Here is a 21,354-nt window from a genome sequence, read left to right on the forward strand (position 1 = left end):
AGCCCGCCGCCCTGCTTGTTGATGCCCTTGTTGTTGGAGAGCCTGCCGCCGGTGACCACGGTGGTGTGGACCTGTTCGCCCGCGACGCGCTCGACCACGAGCACCAGGCGGCCGTCGTCGAGCAACAGGCGGTCGCCGGCGCTGACGTCGTCGGCCAGCTGGGCGTACTCGCAGCCGACGCGGCCGGCGTCGCCGGCTTCGGTGTCCATGCCCATGTCGAGCACGAAGGGCTGGCCCTCCTCGAGCGTGACCGCGCCGTCGCGGAAGCGCGCGATGCGGATCTTGGGCCCCTGCAGGTCGCCCAGCGCGGCGACGCTCTTGCCCAGGCGGTCGGCGATCTGGCGNATGTGCGGCGGTGGCTTCGGCATGTCGAGGCGCCTCCTGAAGGGAAGGAAAGGTTGTCAGACTACAACAATAGCCGTTTCGCGGTAAGTTTACTACATCGTGTCCTGGCGCGAGCTGCCCCCTCTTCGCCCTGCATGGGCTGGCGATTTCGCTAGGTTGCGAAGGGTCTCGAGGCGCGCGGGTGAATCCAGGTGGATCGATTCATCAAACCGCTTATGTTGTAAAGTTACTAAAAAAATCTTGAGTCCCTGATCGGTTTGCGTCACATTTAGGAGACAGACTGACAGGAGCCGCAGGCTGCCCAGCCGGCATCGCCGATGCCCGAACTCTGCCCACCGGCTCTATCCCTACCTGAAAGCTACAGAGACGCTCTGGAGGAGAGAGGACATGACGCTCAAGATCGCCATCAACGGCTTCGGTCGCATCGGTCGCAACGTGCTGCGCGCTCTGTACGAGAACGGCTACCGCAACCGGGTGAAGGTGGTGGCCATCAATGACCTGGGCGACCCCGCCCTCAACGCTCACCTGCTGCGCCACGACACCGTGCACGGTCACTTCCCGTTCAAGGTGACACACGACGAGGAGAGCCTCAGCGTGGACGGCGACCGCATCGCCATCCTCTCCCAGCGCGATCCGGCCGCGCTGCCGTGGCAGACGCTGGGCGTCGACCTGGTGATGGAGTGCACCGGCCTGTTCACCAAGCGCGAGGCCGCCGCCAAGCACCTCGAGGCCGGCGCCAAGCGCGTATTGATCTCCGCGCCGAGCCCCGACGCCGACGCCACCGTGGTCTACGGCGTCAACGAAGACGTGCTGGGCCCCGAGCACAAGGTGGTCTCCAACGCCTCCTGCACCACCAACTGCCTGGCACCGGTGGCCAAGGCGCTCAGCGAGACGGTGGGCATCGAAAACGGCCTGATGACCACGGTGCACGCCTACACCAACGACCAGAACCTCTCCGACGTCTACCACAGCGACCCCTACCGGGCGCGCAGTGCCACCCACTCGATGATCCCGACCAAGACCGGCGCCGCCGCCGCGGTGGGCCTGGTGCTGCCGGAGTTGGCCGGCAAGTTCGACGGCCTGGCGGTGCGCGTGCCGGTGATCAACGTCTCGCTGGTCGATCTGGTCTTCACCGCCAGCCGCGAGACCACCAAGGAGGAGATCAACGCCATCATCGCCAAGGCCGCCGAGGCCTCGCCGGTCCTCGCGGTCAACGCCCAGCCGCTGGTATCGATCGACTTCAACCACGACGCCCACTCCTCCACCTTCGATGCCAACCACACCCGTGTGAACGGCCGCCTGGTCAAGGTGATGGCGTGGTACGACAACGAGTGGGGCTTCTCCAACCGCATGCTCGACACCGCCCTGGCCATGCAGGCCGCGAGCGACGCCAAGCGCGAGGCGGCCTGAGGCCTGGATTGGCCGATCGGCCAGAAGGCTGAATCGGAACGCCGGGGCGGGAAACCGCCCGAGCCGAACAGGTCGCGCCTGCCCATGAGCAGGCGCGGCGCTTTCCCTTCTAGCGCTCTTCCGGTATGTGCCAGGTGGCGGGGCAGTCGCGGCTGCGGAACAGACGCTGGGCGGTGGTGGCGTTGCGCCGCTCGGCCAGTGCCTCGCGACCCTCGCTGAGGATATCCAGCATTCCCCGCTGGGGATGGCGCACGGTCAGCAGCGTCAGCGCCTCCTCGCGATTGACGTCGTAGTCGGCCTCGAGCGCGCCGATCAGACCCTCGAGCCGCTCGGGCCTGTCGTCCAGACAGAGGGCGAAGCGCATGGCGCTGCTGTCGACCAGGTTGGCGTGCAGGCCGGCCTCCACCAGGCGGCCCAGGATGTCGTGCTGGCGCGGTTCGTCCATGAACGAGAAGTCGCGCGGGCGCACCTCCACCCAGACCTGGTTCTCGCGCAGGATGCAGCAGGGGACGTCGGCATCGAAGCGGCGTTCGGCGTCGATCACGCTGGGGGCGGCGTCGGGCGTCTCGAAGGAGCGCACCATCAGCGGGATCGATTTTTCCTGAAGCGGCCCCAGCGTCTTGGGGTGGATCACCTTGGCGCCGTGCCAGGCCAGTTCGGTGGCCTCGGCGTAGGAGATCCGCTCGAGCTGCACGGCGTTGTCGAAGCGCCGCGGGTCGGCGTTGAACAGCCCCGGCACGTCCTTCCAGATCACCACCTCGCGGGCCTCGAGGCAGTGGGCGAAGATCGCCGCGCTGAAATCGGAGCCCTCGCGGCCCAGCGTGGTCGAATCGCCCTCCGCCGTGCCACCGATGAAGCCCTGGGTCAGGATCACCCGGTCGCTGCCCGCCAGGCGCTCGCGAACGGCCGCGGCGGTGGCCGGCCAGTCGACGTTCGCGGCCTGATGGCAGGCATCGGTGCGCACCAGCTGGCGGGCGTCTTGCCAGTCGGTGGCGATGCCGCAGTGGTCGAGCCAGGCCGCGACGAGGGTGGTGGAGATCAGTTCGCCGTAGCAGACGGTCTCGTCGTAGTGCCTGGCGTAGGCATCGCGGCGGTGCTCGCGGTGCTTGGCGTCGAGCTCGTCGAACAGGGCGTCTATCCGCTCGGCGGGGGAGTCCGGTGAATCGCCGAACAGGGATTCGATCGCCTGGCGATGCCCGGTCTGCAGCGCCTCGAGGCACTCGCGGTAGTCGTCTCTGCGGCCCTCGTCGCGGGCGGCGGCGAGCAGCGCCTCGAGCTTGTTGGTGGTCTTGCCCATGGCCGAGACCACCACGACCAGCGGGCGCTCCCGGTGGGCCTCGATCAGCGGGGTCAGGTGGCGAATGGCATCGGCATCCTTGATCGAGGCGCCGCCGAACTTGAACACGGTCGTCATGTCGGGCTCTCCCTGTCTGGTGACGTCGTGCCCTACACCATGGGACATAACGCCGGCCGGGGAAAGGGGAGGCCGGCATGCCGTGCAAGTGGCGGTGCAGATACGAAAAAAGCCCCCGCGGGGGCTTTCTCGTGCCGACGCGCCTAGCTGAGGCGCTCCTTGTAGGCCTCATAGCCGAAGCGCTTCACCGTGCGCACCTCGCGGCTGACCTCGTCGACCCGGCAGATCGACGGCAGGCGAATGCCGTTGAAGGTGGTGGTCTTGACCATGGTGTAGTGGGCCATGTCGGTGAACACCAGGCGGTCGCCGATGGCGAGCGGCTGGTCGAACGAGTAGCGACCGATCACGTCGCCGGCCAGGCAGGTCGTGCCCCCGAGGCGGTAGGTGTGGGCCTTCTCGTCCGGCTCGCCGGCACCGATGATCTGCGGCCGGTAGGGCATCTCCAGCACGTCGGGCATGTGCGCGGTGGCCGAGGTGTCGAGGATGGCGTTGGGGCCGTCGTTCTCGACGACATCCAGCACCGTGCAGACCAGGTAGCCGGTGTTCAGCGCGATCGCCTCGCCCGGCTCGAGGTAGACGGTGAGATGCGGGTGGCGCTCGCGGAAACCGCGGATCACCCGCACCAGCCGCTCGATGTCGTAGTCGGGGCGGGTGATGTGGTGTCCACCGCCGAAGTTGACCCACCGCTTGTCGGCGAGGTACTGGCCGAACCTGGCCTCGAAGGCCTCCAGGGTGCGCTCCAGGGCGTCGCTGTTCTGCTCGCACAGGGTGTGGAAGTGCAGCCCCTCGAGCCCGGCGAGATCGGCCCCCTCGAAGTCCACCGCCCGCGTGCCCAGCCGCGAGCCGGGCGCGCAGGGATCGTAGATCGCCACCTTGCCCTCGGAGTACTCGGGGTTGACCCGCAGCCCGCACGAGACCTGGCGCGGCGCCGCCGCGACGGTGGCGCGGAAGCGCTGCCACTGCCCCGGGGAGTTGAAGCTGACGTGGTCGGCATAGCGCAGTACCACGCCCATCTCCTCCTCGGTGAAGGCCGGCGAATAGACGTGCACCTCGCCGCCAAAGGTCTCCGCGCCCAGGCGCGCTTCGTCCTGTCCGCTGGCGGTGGTGCCGACCAGGTACTGGCTCACCAGCGGGAAGGTGTCCCACATGGCGAAGCCCTTCAGCGCCAGCAGGATCCGTGCCCCGCTTGCCTCCTGGACCTGCCCGAGCAGCTCCAGGTTCTTGCGCAGCAGGGCATCGTCGACCACGTAGGCCGGCGACGGACAGGCGTGGATGTCGAAGTCGGGGTAGCTCATGCCAGCGGATCGTGGTCCGGGTCGAGTTCCACCACCTGCCACGGCAGGCCCATGTCGCCGATGCGCGCCATGAAGGGATCGGGGTCGAGCTGCTCGACGTTGAACACGCCCGCGCCCTTCCAGATGCCTTCCAGCATCAGCATGGCGCCGGTCACCGCCGGCACGCCGGTGGTGTAGGAGATCGCCTGGGACTGCACCTCGCGGTAGCAGGCCTCGTGGTCGCAGATGTTGTAGATGTACACCTTGCGCCGCTTGCCGTCCTTGATGCCGTCGGCAATGATGCCGATGTTGGTCTTGCCCTTGGTGCGCGGGCCGAGCGAGGCCGGGTCGGGCAGCACCGCCTTGAGGAACTGCAGCGGGGCGATCTCGCAACCGTTCACCTCGATGGGCTCGATGCTGGTCATGCCGACGTTCTCGAGCACCTTGAGGTGGGTGATGTACTTCTCGGAGAAGGTCATCCAGAAGCGGATGCGCTCCAGTCCCTTGATGTTCTTGCTGAGCGACTCGAGCTCCTCGTGATAGAGCAGGTAGATGTCCTTCTCGCCGATGCCGTCGAAGTCGAACTTGCGCTTCTCGGCCAGCGGCGGGGTCTCCTTCCACTCGCCCTTCTCCCAGTAGCGGCCGTTCGCGGTGATCTCGCGAATGTTGATCTCCGGGTTGAAGTTGGTGGCGAAGGGGTAACCATGGTCGCCGCCGTTGGCGTCGAGGATGTCGATGCGGTGAATCTCGTCGAACAGGTTCTTCTGGGCGTAGGCGCAGTAGATGTTGGTCATGCCCGGGTCGAAGCCGCAGCCCAGGGTGGCCATGTTGCCCGCCTCGACGTAGCGGTCGTGGAAGGCCCACTGCTCCTTGTACTCGAACTTGGCCTCGTCCGGGTGCTCGTAGTTGGCCGTGTCGAGATAGGGCACCCCGGTTCTCAGGCATGCCTCCATGATGGTCAGGTCCTGATAGGGCAACGCCACGTGGATCAGCACGGCCGGCTTGAACGACTCGATCAGTTGCACGAGGTCGTCGACGCTGTCGGCGTCCACCTGTGCCGTCTGTATGGGACGTTTCAGCTGGGCCGCGATGGCCTTGCACTTCTCTTCGTTGCGGCTGGCCAGGCAGATCTCGCTGAAGACTTCGGGATGCTGTGCACACTTGTGGGTGACGACGCCTCCGACGCCACCGGCGCCGATAATCAGGACTTTGCTCATGGGCCTCTCGAATCCAGATCGGGAATGTCTATGAAAGGGTAGGGTCTTATCGGATTTTCGGCCATCTCGTCATGCCCGTGCCCGATGCCAACCCGGTCTTGCATCGCTTGCGCGCTGATGATGGCCCCCAGCGCAGCCGGGAGCAAGTGATTTTGTCCTGCCGCATTAGACCAAAGCAGGGGTGGGGGAAGGGTCGTGGCCTCTCGGGCGGGCGGTGGCCGGAGGCCGCCACGGTGGAGGTGTGCCGACGATCGTCCGGCCATTATCGAGCGTCGATAACCTGCGTTATGAATCTCTATATAAGCTTGTGTTTTAGTATGCTTCGACCTAACAAGCCGGAGAGGCAGAGCGTGACCCTACTCGACAGTGTTGTGATGCAGGGACTTGGCCGTCACGGAGCGCTGACGGAGGAGGACAAGACCCTGTTGCTGGGCCTCGAGCTCAATCCAAGGCGCGTGTCGGCCGGGGAGGTTCTGTGGCAGGAGAGTGCCGACGTGGACCTGTTCTGCGTGATCAAGGAGGGGTGGGCCTACTCCTACCGCAACCTGGGCAACGGCTCGATGCAGATCCTCAAGGTCTACCTGCCGGGCGATATCATCGGCATGCGGGACTTCGGTTTCGCCCGGCGCCTGGCGGGGGTGGCGATGATCAACGAGGGCGTGATCTGCCCCTTCACCCACCAGCAGCTGTTCGAGATTTTCGGCTGTTCCCCGGCCCTGGCTGTCGGCCTCATCGCCATGACGGTGCGCCAGCAGGCGATACTCACCGAGCGCCTGGTCTACCTGGGCCGCTACGCCGCCCACGAGCGTCTGGCGCACTTCCTCTACGAGCTCTACCTGCGCCTCAAGCGGATCGGCGCGGTGGAGGACAACGGCTTCTTCATGCCGCTGTCCCAGGAGCAGGTCGGCGATGCGCTGGGGCTGAGCGCGGTGCACGTGAGCCGCACCTTCTCGATGCTGCGCGACGAGGGCCTGGTCGTGCGCGACCGCCAGCACGTGACGCTGCCCGACCCCGAGGCGCTGGCGCGGCTGGTCGAGTTCAACGACACCTACATCGACGAGGCCCTGCCGGCGGTGTTCCAGAGTTTCACCTAGGAGGGCCTCGGAAACGAAAAAAGCACCCGAGGGTGCTTTTTTCGTTGCTGAATTGGTGGAGGCGGCGGGGATCGAACCCGCGTCCGCCGGTACTCGCTCTTCGGCTCTACATGCTTAGGTCCGTCTTTTCGTTTAACGCTGCTGGCTCCGACGGGCAGGATCCAGCAACGCGATTCCTCTAAGGTTTAGCGATTGGCGAGAGGACACCACCAACCGCGATCCCATCAGTCTTGGCTCATATCCCCTCCGCGATGAATGGGCACATCGCTTTGGGGCCGGACTAGAAGCTAACAGCTATTAAGCTGCCAGCGCGCCCTGAGCGTAGGTGTCGTCGTTTGCGACTATTTAGTCGTGATGTTGGATTTACGAGATACATCACGCTCTCGGCATGCACCTAGGAGGTTGTCACCGGCGTCGAAGCCATGTCGCCCCCGTAGCAGGCCCATCTTACCGCATGGGCAACGCTATGACACCTGTTGGGTGGAGTGGTTCCTGCCTTTCCCCGATATTTGCCGATTCCCGGGAGCCACCCTCCGTGTCTCCCACTCCGACACCTCATGCCTTGGTATGTTCCCGCATGATGCGACCCTTCTGGCGCTGCCAGTCGCGGTCCTTCTCGGTGGCGCGCTTGTCGTGCAGCTTCTTGCCCGTCACCAGGGCCAGTTCGCACTTCACCCGGTTGCCCTTCCAGTACAGCTTGAGCGGCACGCAGGTATGCCCCTTCTCCTGCGAGCGCGAGAAGATCCTGGCGATCTCCTTCTTGTGCAGCAGCAGCTTGCGCGTGCGCGAGGGATCGGCGATCTCGTGGGTACTGGCGGTGTTGAGCGGCGTGATGTGGCTGCCCAGCAGCCAGGCCTCGCCGTCCTTCACCAGGATATAGGTATCGGTGAGCTGGGCCTTGCCGGCACGCAGGCTCTTCACCTCCCAGCCGGCCAGCACCAGGCCGGCCTCGAAGGTCTCGTCGATGTGGTACTCGAAGCGAGCCTTCTTGTTCTGGGCGATGACGCTGCTGCCGGGACCCTTGCCCTTGCCTTTCTTGTTGGCCATGGAACCTCATGTCATGTTCTGCCGTGGCACGCTGCCTTCGATGTGGGGGGAAGCGTGGTACCATTCAAGGCGTGAAATAACCGCTCATGATACGCCCTGGGCACTGTGAAGTCAGCGGAGAGCTCAATGCCAATGGTCAATCGGTCCGCCCTGGTGCGGCACACCCCTCAGGACATGTTCGAACTGGTCAACGACTTCGAGCGCTATCCCGAGTTCCTGCCGGGCTGTCGGCGGGCACGGCTGCTCGAGCGCGACGAGTCGCACCTGATCGGTGAGATGACCCTGGGGCGGGCGGGCCTGGAGCAGAGCTTCACCACGCGCAACGACCTGATCGAGCCGGAGCGCATCGAGATGTCGCTGGTCAGTGGGCCCTTCAAGCGCCTGCGCGGGCGCTGGCTGTTCCTGCCGATGGGCGAGGGCGCCTGCAAGGTGTGCCTGGAGCTGGAGTTCGAGTTCGCTAACCGCCTGCTGGGCATGGCCTTCGGCAAGCTCTTCCAGCAGGTGGCCGGCCAGCTCGTCGACGCCTTCACCCGTCGCGCCGACGAACTGTACGGGCGCTGACGTGGGTCTCGCGGTGGAAGTCGCCTTCGCCCTGCCCGACCGGCAGCAGGTAGTCGCGCTGGAGGTGGCGCCGGGCACCACGGCGCGCCAGGCCGTCGCCCTGGCCGAGCTCGAGAGGCGCTTCCCCGAGGTGCCGGCCGCGTTCTTCGCCGAGGCGGACCTGGGCATCTTCGGCAAGCGGCTGCGCGACCCCGACGACCACCGCCTGCGCGCCGGCGACCGGGTCGAGGTCTACCGTCCGCTCGAGATCGACCCCAAGCAGGCGCGCGCTCGGCGCGCGGCGCGTGCCGGGCGCTAGCGAGAGACGCCTGGGCTAGAGCGCGGGGGAGCTGGAAGCCGGCTCGCCGCCCTGCGGCACGGTGCCGCCCGCGTCCGGGGCGCGTTCGGGCGTGCGTTCCGGGGTGGCTTCGGGCTGGCCCTGGGGCATCATGCCGGCGGGGTCGGCGCTCTCCGCCGCCGGGCCGATGTCGTCCTGCGCACGCAGCTCGATGTCCTCGGAGAAGTCGCCCTCCTGCTGGACGTTGGCCAGGCGCTCGCCGTCGAAGGTCAGCGTCAGTCGGCGCTGCTGCACGCCGCCGTAGGCCTCGTCGAGGCGGAAGACGTAGTCCCACTGGTTGGCATCGAAGGGCGCTTCCAGCAGCGGCCTGCCCAGCAGGCCGACGACCTGCGTGCGGGTCAGGCCGGGCTGGAGCTGCTGGACCATGCCCTCGGTGATGTAGTTGCCCTGGGGGAGGTCGCGCTTGTAGACGCAGCCGCTGACCACGGTCAGGGCGATGACGAGAGGGATGGTTTTGATCAGCTTTTGCATTTGTGTCCGTTCTTCACTATCGTGGATTCGGTCGATCATACCCGACCCTACCTGATACTGCGAAGAGCGACCATGGCCGACCAGAACCATGAACTGCGCAAGGCGGGCCTCAAGGTCACCTTGCCCCGAGTGAAGATCCTGCAGATTCTCGAGAATGCCACGGGCCAGCACCACCTGAGCGCCGAGGATGTCTACAAGACCCTGCTGGAAGCCGGGGAAGATGTCGGCCTGGCCACCGTCTATCGCGTGCTGACCCAGTTCGAGTCGGCCGGGCTGGTGATTCGCCACAACTTCGATGGCGGCCACGCCGTGTTCGAGATCTCCCAGGAGGAGCACCACGACCACATGGTGTGTCTCGACAGCGGCGAGATCATCGAGTTCTTCGACGAGACCATCGAGCGCCGCCAGAAGGAGATCGCCGAGGAGCACGGCTTCGAGCTCGTCGACCATGCCCTGGTGCTCTACGTGCGCCCGCGGGGCTCCAGTGCCACGCGCCAGGAAGGCGCGCCGCGCAAGTAACCGCCTTCGCTCGACGACACGACACGGCCCCGATCCTCATCGGGGCCGTTTGCGTTGGGCGCGGCGGGCCGCCGTCGCTAGTGGGAGGCGCCCTGCTGGCTGGCATCGAGCATCTCGCGGGCGTGGGCCAGGGTGCGGTCGGAGAGGCTCACTCCGCCGAGCATGCGGGCCAGCTCGCTGACCCGGCCGGCCTCGTCGAGCAGCGCCATGCGCGTCAGGGTGGTGTCGCGCTTGGCCTGCTTCTCGATATGCAGGTGATGATGGGCCTGGGCCGCTACCTGGGGCAGGTGGGTCACGGTCATCACCTGGCCGTTGGCGCCGAGCCGGCGCAGCAGCTGGCCGACGATCTCGGCGGTGGCGCCGGAAATGCCCACGTCGACCTCGTCGAACACCAGGCTGGGAATGGTCGAGTGGCGCGCCGCCACCACCTGGATCGCCAGGCTGATGCGCGACAGCTCGCCGCCGGAGGCGACCTTGGCCAGCGGCCGCGGCGGCTGGCCGGGGTTGGTGCTGATCAGGAAGCGCACCGCCTCCATGCCGTCCGCCTGCGGCGACTGCCGGGCCTCCACTTGCACCTCGAAGCGCGCCTTGCCCATGGCCAGGAAGGCGAGCTGTTCCTGCACCGCCTTGCCGAAGCGGCCCGCCGCCTGGCGGCGGGCCTCGCCCACCGCACGCGCGCCTTCGCGCCAGCTGTCGCGCAAAGCCTCGACCTCGCCGCGCAGCGCCTCGAGGTCGTGCTCGCCGCCTTCGAGGCCTTGCAGTTCGCTGTGCAGCCGGCGGTGCAGCGCGGGCAGCTCCTCGGGCATCACGTGGTGCTTGCGGGCGATGCGGTGCACCTCGCCCAGGCGCGATTCGACCCAGGCCAGGCGCTCCGGGTCGAGCTCGGTGGCGTCGGCGAAGCGATTGAGTTCGCGTACCGCCTCCTCGACCTGGATGCGCGCCTCGCCGAGCATGGCGAGCACCTCCGCCAACGCCCCTCGGTCGCTGCCCGGCAGCGGGTCGAGGCGCTGGCTCGCCTGATTGAGCAGCGCCAGCACGCCGCCCTCGTCGGCGTCGCAGCACTCGGCGGCGAACTGCGCCTCGCGCAGCGTCTCCTCGGCATGGGCGAGCTGCTCCTGCTCGTGCTCCAGGGTGGCGAGCTCCTCCTCGCCCAGCGCCAGGGCGTCGAGTTCCTCGACCTGGTAGCGCAGCAGTTGGCGGCGTGCCTGCACCTCGTCGCCGCTCTCGGTCAGCTGCCTGAGGCGGCGGCGGGCCGCCTGCCAGCGGCGGAAGGTCTCGGTCAGCTCGCCGACCGCGGCGCGATTGCCGGCGAAGTCGTCGAGCAGACGCAGGTGGGTCTCCTCGCGCAGCAGCAGCTGGTGAGCGTGCTGGCCGTGGATCTCGACCAGGTGCTCGCCCAGCGCCTTGAGGTCGGCCACTGTGGCCGGCTGGCCGTTGATCCACGCCTTGGAGCGGCCCCCGGCGGTCACCACGCGGCGCAGCAGGCAGTCGTCGTCGGGCAGTTCGCGCTCCGCCAGCCAGCGGCGGGCGGCGGGCAGCGCGGCGATGTCGAAGCGCGCCGAGATATCGGCGCGTTCGCCGCCGTGGCGCACGCTGCCGGCGTCGGCGCGTTCGCCCAGGCACAGCCCCAGGGCCCCCAGCAGGATCGACTTGCCCGCCCCGGTCTCGCCGGTGATGGCGGTCATGCCGCCGGCAAGCTCCAGGTCGAGCGTATCGACGATGGCGTAGTCGCGAATGGCAAGCTGCGTCAGCATGGGACCTCCCGGTAGCCGGCTCACAAGGCTGGATATCCATACACGGTATTGCGTTTTTATACAGTAGTCGAGGCGGGCGCTCAACGCACCCGTTGCCGCATCGGCGTACCGGCTCTCTTGAGATTGCGGGCACGACCCCCATATAGGCCGCAGACCGTAAAGGCTTTCACCGAATCGAAACCGTTCCGACCCTCGCCGGGTCGGTGTTGCTTCAGGAGATGCGCATGGCTAAAGAACCCCAGACCCCGCTTGACGACGAGCTGGAAAGGCGCGAGCAGGAGGCCCGGCCGGAGCCGATGGAAGGCGAGCTGGACGATGCGGCCGGCGTCGGGGACGACGAGGCCGTCGCGTCCGAGGAGCCGACGACGGTAAGCGACAACCCCGAGGCCGACATGCTGGCCGCCCAGGTCGAGGAGCTGGAGCAGAGCCTGGCCGAGGCCAAGGATCAGGCGCTGCGCGCCGCCGCCGAGGCGCAGAACGTGCGCCGCCGCGCCGAGCAGGAGGCCGAGAAGGCGCGCAAGTTCGCCCTCGAGCGCTTCGTCAAGGAGCTGCTGCCGGTGGTCGACAGCCTGGAGAAGGCGCTCGAGGCCATGGGCGAGGGTGCCAGCGACGCCCATCGCGAGGGCGTCGCCATGACGCTGAAGATGCAGCAGGACGTGCTCGCCAAGTTCGGCGTCGAGCCGGTCGAGCCGGCCGGCGAGCCGTTCGACCCGCAGTACCACGAGGCGATGGCCATGGTGCCCAACCCCGAGCTCGAGCCCAACAGCGTGATGGAAGTGGTGCAGAAGGGCTACCTGCTCAACGGCCGCCTCGTCCGCCCGGCCATGGTGGTGGTCAGCCAGGCCGCCGGCTGAAGGGCGAAGGAAAACGGGGGCGGGACTTGAAAAGCTCGTTGGCGCCCCCCAGATAGACGTCAACCGCGGCAGATGCCGCTGAAATGGAATCAAGGCAAACGATTTTCGAGGATTTCCTATGGGACGCATCATCGGTATTGACCTGGGGACCACCAACTCCTGTGTGGCCGTGCTCGACGGCGACAGCGCCAAGGTGATCGAGAACGCCGAAGGCGCCCGCACCACGCCCTCCATCATCGCCTACACCGATGATGGCGAGATTCTGGTGGGGCAGGCGGCCAAGCGCCAGGCGGTCACCAACCCGCAGAACACCCTGTATGCCATCAAGCGCCTGATCGGTCGTCGCTTCAAGGACGACGTGGTGCAGAAGGACATCAAGATGGTGCCCTACGGCATCGTCGAGGCCGACAACGGCGACGCCTGGGTCGAGGTGAAGGGCAAGAAGCTGGCACCGCCGCAGGTCAGCGCCGAAGTGCTGAAGAAGATGAAGAAGACCGCCGAGGACTACCTGGGCGAGACCGTCACCGAGGCGGTGATCACGGTGCCGGCCTACTTCAACGACTCCCAGCGCCAGGCCACCAAGGACGCCGGGCGCATCGCCGGCCTCGAGGTCAAGCGCATCATCAACGAGCCCACCGCGGCGGCGCTGGCCTACGGCATGGACAAGGCGCGCGGCGACAAGACCATCGCCGTGTACGACCTGGGCGGCGGCACCTTCGACATCTCGATCATCGAGGTGGCCGACGTCGATGGCGAGACCCAGTTCGAGGTGCTGGCCACCAACGGCGACACCTTCCTGGGTGGCGAAGACTTCGACATGAAGCTGATCAACTACCTGGTCGATCAGTTCAAGGCCGACAGCGGCATCGACCTCTCGGGCGACAACCTGGCCATGCAGCGCCTCAAGGAAGCCGCCGAGAAGGCCAAGATCGAGCTGTCCAGCGCCCAGCAGACCGACGTCAACCTGCCCTACATCACCGCCGACAACACCGGGCCCAAGCACCTCAACGTCAAGGTGACCCGGGCCAAGCTGGAGTCGCTGGTGGAGGAGCTGGTGCAGCGCTCGCTGGGGCCGTGCAAGACCGCGCTGTCCGACGCCGGCCTGTCCGCCTCGGAGATCGACGACGTGATCCTGGTCGGCGGCCAGACCCGCATGCCGCTGGTGCAGAAGAAGGTCGCCGACTTCTTCGGCAAGGAGGCGCGCAAGGACGTCAACCCGGACGAGGCCGTGGCCGTGGGCGCGGCGATCCAGGGCGGCGTGCTGGGCGGCGACGTCAAGGACGTGCTGCTGCTCGACGTCACCCCGCTGACCCTGGGGATCGAGACCCTGGGCGGCGTGATGACCCCGCTGATCGAGAAGAACACCACCATCCCGACCAAGAAGACCCAGACCTTCTCGACCGCGGACGACAACCAGACCGCCGTGACCATCCACGTGCTGCAGGGCGAGCGCAAGCAGGCGTCGCAGAACAAGTCGCTGGGTCGCTTCGACCTGGCCGACATCCCGCCGGCGCCGCGCGGCGTGCCGCAGATCGAGGTGGCGTTCGACCTCGATGCCAACGGCATCCTCAATGTCTCGGCCAAGGACAAGGCCACCGGCAAGGAGCAGTCGATCGTCATCAAGGCCTCCAGCGGTCTCACCGATGAAGAGATCGAGCAGATGGTGCGCGACGCCGAGGCCCATGCCGACGAGGACAAGAAGTTCGAGGAGCTGGTGGCCCTGCGCAACCAGGCCGACGGCATGATCCACGCCTCGCGCAAGACCCTCGAGGAGGCGGGCGACAAGGCCAGCGACGAGGAGAAGCAGGCCATCGAGACGGCCATCTCCGAGCTGGAGGAGGCGCTCAAGGGCGACGACAAGGACGCCATCCAGACCAAGCTCGATGCGCTCACCGAGGCCTCCGGCCAGCTGGCGCAGAAGATGTACGCCGAGCAGGCCGAGGCCGCCCAGCAGGCGGGCGATGAAGGTGCCGAAGCCGGTGCCAAGCAGGACGAGGACGTGGTCGACGCTGAGTACGAAGAAGTCAACGACGACCAGAAGAAGCAGTAATCGCCAAGGCGATGCCACGGACGACGGTAGCGCGGGGGGACGACTCCCGCGTTGCCGTTTCCGCGGATCGGGCAGAACTGCCTAGACCAGGAGGCGCACGGACCCATGTCCAAACGCGATTATTACGAAGTGCTCGGCGTCGAACGCGGCGCCGACACCAAGGACATCAAGAAGGCCTACCGACGGCTGGCGCAGAAGTACCACCCGGACCGCAACCCGGGCGATGACAGCGCCGCCGAGAAATTCCGCGAGGTGTCGGAGGCCTACGAGGTGCTGGCCGACAGCGAGAAGCGTGCCGCCTACGACCAGTTCGGCCACGCCGGCGTCGACGGCCAGGCCGGCGGCTTCGGTGGCGGAGGCTTCGGCGGCGCGGGGGCCGGTGGCTTCAGCGACATATTCGGCGACGTCTTCGGCGACATCTTCGGCGGCGGCGGCGCTCGCCGCAGCCCCCATGCGCCGCAGCGCGGCAGCGACCTGCGCTACAACCTGGAGCTCGATCTCGAGAGCGCCGTCGCCGGTACCACGGTGGACATCCGGGTGCCGCGCCACGTGGAGTGCAATCGCTGCGACGGCAGCGGTGCGGAGCCGGGTTCCTCCAAGGAGACCTGCCCCACCTGCAACGGCCATGGCCAGGTGCGCATGCAGCAGGGCTTCTTCGCCGTGCAGCAGACCTGCCCCACCTGCCATGGCAGCGGCGTGCACATCAAGGTGCCGTGCCACAAGTGCCATGGCGAAGGGCGCATGCGCGAGACCCGCACCCTGTCGGTGAAGATTCCCGCCGGGGTGGACAGCGGCGATCGCATTCGCCTCAACGGCGAGGGCGAGTCGGGGATCAACGGCGGCCCGCCGGGTGACCTCTACGTGCAGGTGGCGATCAAGCCGCACCACATCTTCCAGCGCGACGGCAAGCACCTGCAGTGCGAGGTACCGATCAACTTCGTCGACGCCGCGCTGGGCGGCGAGCTTGAGGTGCCGACGCTGGACGGGCGGGTCAAGCTCAAGATCCCGCCCGAGACCCAGACCGGCAAGCTCTTCCGCCTGCGCGGCAAGGGCGTCAAGCCGGTACGCGGCGGCCCCCCCGGCGACCTGCTGTGCAAGGTGGTGGTGGAGACCCCCGTCAACCTCAACGAGGAGCAGAAGGCACTGCTGCGCCAGCTCCAGGAGAGCCTCGACGGCAGCAACAGCCGCAGCCACTCGCCGAAGAAGACCAGCTTCTTCGACGGCGTGAAGAAGTTCTTCGAGGACATGAAGCCGTAATCCAGGCGCTGGCCCGCTGGCCCGCTGGCCCGCTGGCCCGCTGGCCCCCGGTGCCCTTGGCACCGGGGGCTTTTGCTTTGTGGCGGCTATCCACTGGTTCGCCGGCTCGAACCTCTCGTTCCGCTTGGCGCATCGTGCCGGGGCTGGCGCCGAACCGCCCCGGCGTCTTAGTCTGTTGACTTCCAATACGAATGGAGATCGTTGCTATGCCGATGTCGCGTGCCGAGATCGCCACCGAGTCCGGGGCGAGGCTGATGAACCGCCTGTGCAAGCACTGGGCGCACAAGCTGGAGGTGGAGCAGGGAGAGGAGGAGAGCCGCGTAGCGTTCGACGAGGGCTCCTGCGTGATGCGCGTCGAGCCGGGCAAGCTGGTGGTGGCCGTCGAAGCGCTGGAAGAAGAGAGCCTCGACCGCCTGGAGGGTGTCATCGACGCTCACCTGCAGCGGATGGCGGGCGACGAGGAGCTGGCCATCGTCTGGGAAAATTGAGCGCGCCGTCGGCGCCGCGCCTCGCTCATCTGGGCATGCTGCTGTGGGCACTGCTGGTGGGGCTGTCGTTTCCCGCCGTGGGGCTGATGAGCGAGCTGCCGCCACTTTCGCTCACCGCCCTGCGCTTCGCCATCGCCTGCGCCGGGCTGTGGTGGCTGGCGCGACGCTCGCGCGACTTCCTGCCGTCCTGGCGTCTGCTGCCGCTCTATGCGCTGATGGGCCTGTGCCTGGCCGGTTTCTTCGGCGCCATGTTCTGGGCCGCCCACCACGCCACCGCGCTCTCCATGGCCACGCTCTATGTCACCGTGCCGCTGCTGGCGTACCTGCTGGGGCTCGGCTTTCGCGTCGAGCAACTGAGCTGGCAGCTCCCGGCCATCCTGGCGCTGGGCGCGACGGGGGCGCTGGGGCTGGCCTTCGCCGAGGCGCTCAGCCACGGTGACGCCATGCAACTGGGCGTGGGCGAGGCGGTGTTCTTCCTCGGCTGCGTGTCGTCGGCGCTCTATCCGGTGCTGAGCAAGTGGGGGCTGGCCCGCGGCTGGCTGCCGGCGTCGGCGGCGGTGCGCACCTTCTGGAGCCTGGGCCTGGGCGGGCTCGCCATCGGCCTGCTGGGCCTCGCCATCGAGCCCGCCGGCCAGCTCATGGCGATGCGCTGGCAGGACCTGGCCCTGGTGGTCTATCTCGGCCTCTTCTCCAGCGCGCTGACCTTCTGGCTGATGCAGCGCGCCACCGCGGTGCTCACGCCCGGCGCCGTCACCGCCTACGGCTACCTGGTGCCGTTCGTCTCGATGCTGCTGCTGTTCGCCACCGCGCCCGAGCAGATCGGCTGGCACTGGCTGCCGGGCAGTGCGCTGGTGCTCGCCGCCATCGGGCTGCTGCTGCGTCAGGATGGCCAAGGGGCTCAAGCGCGCTAATCCAGTGCCTCGCTATCCGGCTCGCTGCCAGGCGTGGCGGCCAGCCGCGGGAAGTGGCGGCGAATCTCGGCGTAGAGGGCGCGGACGTCCTCCGCATGGCGGCGCGAGAAGTGGAACGGCACCAGCTGGCCGACCTCCGCCGCGGCGGCGATCTCGCCGCAGGCGCGGGCGGTCAGGTGGCCGGTGCGCCGGGCCTGCTCGGCCTGATCCTCGCGGAACGAGGCCTCGCAGAACAGCACCTCGGCGCCCTGGGCAAGTCGCTGCAGGCGCTCGCGGTTCTCGGGCGTGTCGCCGAAGTCGGTGGCGTAGACCAGGCGCTGGCCCGGCTGCGAGAACAGCAGCAGCTCCGCCAGCTCGGCGACCGGGCGCCGGCTGCCATCGGGCAGCGCGATATCGCCCGCGTCATCGCGCTCCAGCTTGCGCTGCTTGAGCTCGCCGAGCCAGGGTCCCGGCGCCCAGCCGTGGGCCTCGAGCCCCTCCTTGCGCACCTTGAGCTGGGTTTCCGGTTCATAGGCGAAGGCCAGTACCGGGGTGCCGTGGTCCAGGGTGATCGCTCTGACGCGAAAGCCGGGCTCTGCGTGGATCACACCGGCGTCCACCTCACGCGGGGAGAGCGCCTTCATCGGCTCTCCGGCCACCAGGCGGTAATGTGCCAGGCGCTCGCCGTGCAGCTCGAAGACCTCGAAGCGCGGCGCCTTCTCCTCGACGCGATCCCACAGGATGCCGCGCATCAGCCCGTCCAGATGCCCGGCGAGCCCGGGCGGGCCATAGCACCGGCACGGCGTGTACTCGCCGATGCGTGAGCGCAGCAGCCATAGAAAGCCGCCGATGTGGTCGAAGTGGGCATGGCTGATGAAGACATCGCTGACCTGATGCGCCAGCCGTGCCGACAGGCGCCCGGGGTCGCCCAGGTCGAACAGCAGGCTGCGCTTGCGGTGACGCAGGCGCAGGTGCAGCAGCGGGTCGCCGAACACGCCGTTGACCAGCGTGGCACGCAGGCCGTCGAGGCGCAGCGTGGGCCGCGGCGCGTGCTGCGGCGGCTGGAGCGCCGAGCTGAGCGCCGGCTCGTCGTCGGGGGCCGTGGCCCGGGGCGGGCGATAGGGGCGTGCCGTGCCGAGATGGCCGTCGGCATGGCGCCTGGCGTCACGTAGCACCAGGGTGCGAGGGGCGTCACCCGGTGGCGGCGCCAGCAGCTTGAGCCGCTCACCTTCCAGCGCCAGCAATTCCCCCAAAGCCAGGGTGCGGCCGGTAGCGTCGAGCAGGCCGACCTGGCGCCCATCCCAGGCGTGAGGGGCGTCGCGCGGAGGTGGGGTGCCGACGATGGCCAGGCCGGCAAGATCGATTTCCTGAGCAGTGGCCGCGGCCAAATAGGCATCCCACGCCTCGGTACGTCGCTGGGTGCGAAGCTGGCGCCCCGGGTGGCGTGCCTCCGGGGCGGCGGTCAATGTCAGGACTTCCAGGCCCAGCGCCGCACGCTCCTGCGCGTAAGGGTCGGGCGCGTTTTCCGGCGCTAGCCGCACCACGGCGCCAGCGCTGCTGGCGCTGATGAGTGCTGCGAGCAGCTCGGCGCCGCCGATGCCGCGTTCCACACCTGGCGCGTCGATCAGTAGCGGGCCGGCTTCGATGCGTTCAGCCAGACCACGCACCGCCTCGGCCAGTGGCAGGCGAAAGCGCGCGCTGTCGAGGGTGGCCAGGGCCGCGATGGTCTCCAGCCGCCAGTCGCCTCCTTTCTCCAGCGTCGAGTCCCAGCGCCCCAGGCTCACGGCACCGGGTGGGCCGAAACCGGGCAGGCCGGGGTCGGCGGCCAGGCAGCGGCAGGCCTGGCCCTGACGGGCCAGCGCGGCCGCGGCGGACCGGGCCAGGGTGGTCTTGCCGCTGCCGGGCGGGCCGGTCAGCAGCACACGGGAATGACGCGCCAGCAGCTCGAGCAGGGCGGCTTCATGGGTCGAATCGGACGGCATCGGGCTCGGCATGGCGTTCCTTGCATCGCGTCGTCATGACCAGTGTGGGTGATTGTTGCGCCGCTGCCCAAGGCTCGGCCCGACGGTCCGTCGCTCTGATATACTGCCCCTCGATCCCACTCTTCAGATTTCGCAGGAGTCCGCATGACCCGTATCGCCATCGTCGGGGTCGCCGGCCGCATGGGCCGCACCCTGGTCAACGCCGTGCAGCAGGATGCCGGGGCCAGCCTGGCCGGCGGCATCGTCGAGCCGGGCAGCACGCTGGCCGGGGCCGATATCGGCGAGCTGGCCGGGCTGGGCAGGCTGGGCGTCGCCGCGGTGGATTCGCTCGATGCCATCGTCGACGACTTCGACGTACTGATCGACTTCACCGCGCCGCGGGTGACCCTGGCCAACCTGGCCTTCTGCGCCGCCCACGGCAAGCGCATGGTGATCGGCACCACCGGGCTCGCCGACGACGAGCTGGCCGAGCTCGACGGCTACCGCGAGCGGCTGCCCTTCGTCTTCGCCCCCAACATGAGCGTGGGGGTCAACCTGACCCTCAAGCTGCTCGAGACCGCCGCCCGGGCGCTGGGCGACGAGGGCTACGACATCGAGGTGATCGAGGCCCACCACCGCCACAAGGTCGACTCGCCCTCCGGCACCGCGCTCAGGATGGGCGAGGTGGTGGCCGAGAGTCTCGGTCGCACGCTCAAGGAGCACGGCGTGTTCGAGCGCGTCGGCCAGTGCGGGCCACGCACCGACAAGGAGATCGGCTTCGCCACGGTGCGCGCCGGCGACATCGTCGGCGAGCACACGGTGATGTTCGCCACCGAGGGCGAGCGCATCGAGATCACTCACAAGGCCTCGAGCCGCATGACCTTCGCCAGGGGCGCGGTGCGCGCGGCGCGCTGGGTGGCCGAGCAGGGTAACGGGCGCTACGGCATGCAGGACGTGCTGGGCTTGGACTAAAGGGGTGGTCGAGAAGGGCAGAATCCTGTAACATCTCCAAAATTTTGGCCGGGCGCCTGAAAACAGCAGTCCAACTGCGCGCTTGTTGCGTGGCCAGCCCCCGAGCAAACAGACAACAAGCGGGATGAAACCGGTTCCTTATCGGCTTCGTCCCGCTTTTTTACGAGCCGAATCTGTCGCTGTGACGATAGCCGCCGAGCCTGCGCCCCTCAGGCTCGCATCAGCATGGGAGGACCTTGTCTTGAACAGCCCCGCATTGAACAGACCCGCGATACTGGCCCTGGAAGACGGCAGTATCTTTCACGGCACCGCCATCGGCGCCGATGGGCAGACCAGCGGCGAGGTGGTGTTCAATACGGCCATGACCGGCTATCAGGAGATCCTCACCGACCTCTCCTACACCCGGCAGATCGTGACCCTGACCTACCCGCACATCGGCAACACCGGCATCAACGCCGAGGACGTCGAATCGGGCTCGATCGCCGCTGCCGGCCTGGTGATCCGCGACCTGCCGCTGATCGCCAGCAACTTCCGCTCCGAGCAGTCGCTCTCCGACTACCTCAAGGGCCAGAACGTGCTCGGCATCGCCGACATCGACACCCGCCGCCTGACCCGCATCCTGCGCGACAAGGGCGCCCAGAACGGCGCGATCCTGGCCGGCGCCGAGGCCGAGGGCGCCGACGCCGTCGAGCGCGCGCTGGCCGCGGCGCGCGACTTCCCCGGGCTCAAGGGCATGGACCTGGCCAAGGAGGTCTCGTGCCGCGAGGCCTACGAGTGGAGCGAGGGCGAATGGGTGCTGGGCCAGGGCAACGTCGATGCCGGCGGCAGCGAGCGCCCCTTCCGCGTGGTGGTCTACGACTACGGCGTGAAGTACAACATCCTGCGCATGCTCGCCTCGCGCGGCTGCCGCCTCAGCGTGGTGCCGGCCCAGACCCCGGCCAGCGAGGTGCTGGCGCGCAATCCGGACGGCATCCTGCTGGCCAACGGCCCCGGCGACCCCGCACCCTGCGACTACGCCATCCAGGCGATCCGCGAGATCCTCGAGACCAACGTGCCGGTGTTCGGCATCTGCCTCGGCCACCAGCTGCTGGCGCTGGCCGCCGGGGCCAAGACGGTGAAGATGAATCACGGCCACCATGGCGCCAACCACCCGGTCCAGGATCTCGACAGCGGCCGCGTGATGATCACCAGCCAGAACCACGGCTTCGCCGTCGACGAGGCGAGCCTGCCGGGCAACGTGCGCGCCATCCACCGCTCGCTGTTCGACGGCACGCTGCAGGGCATCGAGCTGACCGACCGTCCGGCCTTCAGCTTCCAGGGCCACCCGGAGGCGAGCCCCGGGCCGCGCGACGTGGCGCCGCTGTTCGATCGCTTCGTGACGATGATGCGAGAGCGCCGCTGAGCCGCGCCCTCCAACGCCTCATAGCCAGTATCTACCG

19 protein-coding genes, 1 other RNA gene and 1 pseudogene are annotated in these 21,354 nt (G+C 67.9%); 12 read left to right on the forward strand and 9 right to left on the reverse strand.

Going from position 1 to position 21,354, the window contains the following annotated elements; genetic code table 11:
• A pseudogene (locus tag DIS04_RS18100) lies at positions 1-344 on the reverse strand (pyruvate kinase); the annotation flags it as partial.
• Positions 345-732: 388 nt separating this feature from the next.
• Between DIS04_RS18100 and gap the strand changes: the two are divergent.
• Positions 733-1,755 carry a type I glyceraldehyde-3-phosphate dehydrogenase gene (gene gap, locus DIS04_RS18105; protein ID WP_111415195.1) on the forward strand — a complete coding sequence of 341 codons (1,023 nt, stop codon included), beginning with the start codon at positions 733-735 and terminating at the stop codon, positions 1,753-1,755.
• Between the two features lie 109 nt (positions 1,756-1,864).
• Here the strand turns inward: gap and DIS04_RS18110 are convergent, their stop codons facing one another.
• From DIS04_RS18110 to DIS04_RS18120, 3 genes are all read right to left on the reverse strand, one after another.
• Positions 1,865-3,169: an aspartate kinase gene (locus DIS04_RS18110; RefSeq protein WP_162623117.1), complete on the reverse strand. Its 1,305-nt coding sequence runs from the start codon at positions 3,167-3,169 to the stop codon at positions 1,865-1,867.
• A gap of 143 nt (positions 3,170-3,312) precedes the next feature.
• Positions 3,313-4,464, reverse strand: a complete 1,152-nt coding sequence (gene nspC / locus DIS04_RS18115) for a carboxynorspermidine decarboxylase (RefSeq protein ID WP_111415197.1) — start codon at positions 4,462-4,464, stop codon at positions 3,313-3,315.
• Positions 4,461-5,660: a saccharopine dehydrogenase family protein gene (locus tag DIS04_RS18120; protein WP_111415198.1), complete on the reverse strand. Its 1,200-nt coding sequence runs from the start codon at positions 5,658-5,660 to the stop codon at positions 4,461-4,463. Before DIS04_RS18120 ends, nspC begins: the two co-directional genes overlap by 4 nt.
• 350 nt (positions 5,661-6,010) lie before the next feature.
• Here DIS04_RS18120 and DIS04_RS18125 point away from each other — a divergent pair, with 350 nt between their 5' ends.
• On the forward strand, positions 6,011-6,754 hold the full coding sequence (locus DIS04_RS18125) for a Crp/Fnr family transcriptional regulator (RefSeq protein WP_245904604.1): 744 nt from the start codon (positions 6,011-6,013) through the stop codon (positions 6,752-6,754).
• A gap of 53 nt (positions 6,755-6,807) precedes the next feature.
• Here the strand turns inward: DIS04_RS18125 and ssrA are convergent.
• Together ssrA and smpB are read right to left on the reverse strand one after the other, a co-directional pair.
• Positions 6,808-7,187, reverse strand: a transfer-messenger RNA (tmRNA) gene (gene ssrA / locus DIS04_RS18130).
• A gap of 122 nt (positions 7,188-7,309) precedes the next feature.
• Positions 7,310-7,801 (reverse strand): SsrA-binding protein SmpB, encoded by a 492-nt coding sequence (smpB, locus tag DIS04_RS18135; protein WP_111415200.1) that lies wholly within the window; start codon positions 7,799-7,801, stop codon positions 7,310-7,312.
• Between the two features lie 126 nt (positions 7,802-7,927).
• Here smpB and DIS04_RS18140 point away from each other — a divergent pair, with 126 nt between their 5' ends.
• Together DIS04_RS18140 and DIS04_RS18145 are read left to right on the forward strand one after the other, a co-directional pair.
• On the forward strand, positions 7,928-8,362 hold the full coding sequence (locus tag DIS04_RS18140) for a type II toxin-antitoxin system RatA family toxin (RefSeq protein WP_111415201.1): 435 nt from the start codon (positions 7,928-7,930) through the stop codon (positions 8,360-8,362).
• Between the two features lies 1 nt (position 8,363).
• On the forward strand, positions 8,364-8,660 hold the full coding sequence (locus tag DIS04_RS18145; RefSeq protein ID WP_111415202.1) for an RnfH family protein: 297 nt from the start codon (positions 8,364-8,366) through the stop codon (positions 8,658-8,660).
• Positions 8,661-8,675: 15 nt separating this feature from the next.
• On the opposite strand, the gene DIS04_RS18150 is transcribed toward DIS04_RS18145, so the two are convergent.
• A complete protein-coding gene (locus DIS04_RS18150; protein WP_111415203.1) occupies positions 8,676-9,170 on the reverse strand; it encodes an outer membrane protein assembly factor BamE in 495 nt (164 codons plus the stop codon).
• A 72-nt stretch (positions 9,171-9,242) separates the two neighbouring features.
• On the opposite strand from DIS04_RS18150, the gene fur reads away from it, so the two are divergent.
• Positions 9,243-9,689, forward strand: coding sequence for a ferric iron uptake transcriptional regulator (fur, locus tag DIS04_RS18155; protein WP_111415204.1), 447 nt, complete (start codon positions 9,243-9,245; stop codon positions 9,687-9,689).
• A 77-nt stretch (positions 9,690-9,766) separates the two neighbouring features.
• On the opposite strand, the gene recN is transcribed toward fur, so the two are convergent.
• Complete coding sequence (gene recN, locus DIS04_RS18160; protein WP_111415205.1) at positions 9,767-11,443, reverse strand: DNA repair protein RecN; 1,677 nt, start codon at positions 11,441-11,443, stop codon at positions 9,767-9,769.
• Positions 11,444-11,667: 224 nt separating this feature from the next.
• Here recN and grpE point away from each other — a divergent pair, with 224 nt between their 5' ends.
• The 5 genes from grpE to DIS04_RS18185 all read left to right on the forward strand — a co-directional run bounded on the left by grpE (position 11,668) and on the right by DIS04_RS18185 (position 17,003).
• A complete protein-coding gene (gene grpE, locus DIS04_RS18165) occupies positions 11,668-12,297 on the forward strand; it encodes a nucleotide exchange factor GrpE (RefSeq protein ID WP_111415206.1) in 630 nt (209 codons plus the stop codon).
• Positions 12,298-12,415: 118 nt separating this feature from the next.
• Positions 12,416-14,347: a molecular chaperone DnaK gene (gene dnaK / locus DIS04_RS18170; protein ID WP_111415207.1), complete on the forward strand. Its 1,932-nt coding sequence runs from the start codon at positions 12,416-12,418 to the stop codon at positions 14,345-14,347.
• 105 nt (positions 14,348-14,452) lie between these two features.
• Positions 14,453-15,604, forward strand: a complete 1,152-nt coding sequence (dnaJ, locus tag DIS04_RS18175) for a molecular chaperone DnaJ (protein ID WP_111415208.1) — start codon at positions 14,453-14,455, stop codon at positions 15,602-15,604.
• Between the two features lie 206 nt (positions 15,605-15,810).
• Positions 15,811-16,092: a DUF2218 domain-containing protein gene (locus tag DIS04_RS18180; protein WP_111415209.1), complete on the forward strand. Its 282-nt coding sequence runs from the start codon at positions 15,811-15,813 to the stop codon at positions 16,090-16,092.
• Entirely contained in the window at positions 16,089-17,003 is a 915-nt protein-coding gene (locus tag DIS04_RS18185; protein ID WP_245904605.1) for a DMT family transporter, read from the forward strand. The genes DIS04_RS18180 and DIS04_RS18185 overlap by 4 nt, the downstream gene beginning before the upstream one ends.
• Here the strand turns inward: DIS04_RS18185 and DIS04_RS18190 are convergent.
• A complete protein-coding gene (locus DIS04_RS18190; protein WP_111415211.1) occupies positions 17,000-18,976 on the reverse strand; it encodes an MBL fold metallo-hydrolase in 1,977 nt (658 codons plus the stop codon). The two genes, DIS04_RS18185 and DIS04_RS18190, sit on opposite strands and share 4 nt — an antisense overlap.
• Positions 18,977-19,108: 132 nt before the next feature.
• Here DIS04_RS18190 and dapB point away from each other — a divergent pair, with 132 nt between their 5' ends.
• Together dapB and carA are read left to right on the forward strand one after the other, a co-directional pair.
• The gene (gene dapB / locus DIS04_RS18195) at positions 19,109-19,915 is read left to right on the forward strand and encodes a 4-hydroxy-tetrahydrodipicolinate reductase (RefSeq protein ID WP_111415212.1); all 807 of its coding nucleotides are present in this window, start codon (positions 19,109-19,111) and stop codon (positions 19,913-19,915) included.
• A 256-nt stretch (positions 19,916-20,171) separates the two neighbouring features.
• Positions 20,172-21,317 carry a glutamine-hydrolyzing carbamoyl-phosphate synthase small subunit gene (gene carA / locus DIS04_RS18200; protein WP_179951304.1) on the forward strand — a complete coding sequence of 382 codons (1,146 nt, stop codon included), beginning with the start codon at positions 20,172-20,174 and terminating at the stop codon, positions 21,315-21,317.
• Positions 21,318-21,354: the final 37 nt, after the last annotated feature.

The organism is Billgrantia lactosivorans (assembly GCF_003254665.1).
GTDB classification, from domain to species: Bacteria; Pseudomonadota; Gammaproteobacteria; order Pseudomonadales; family Halomonadaceae; genus Halomonas; species Halomonas lactosivorans.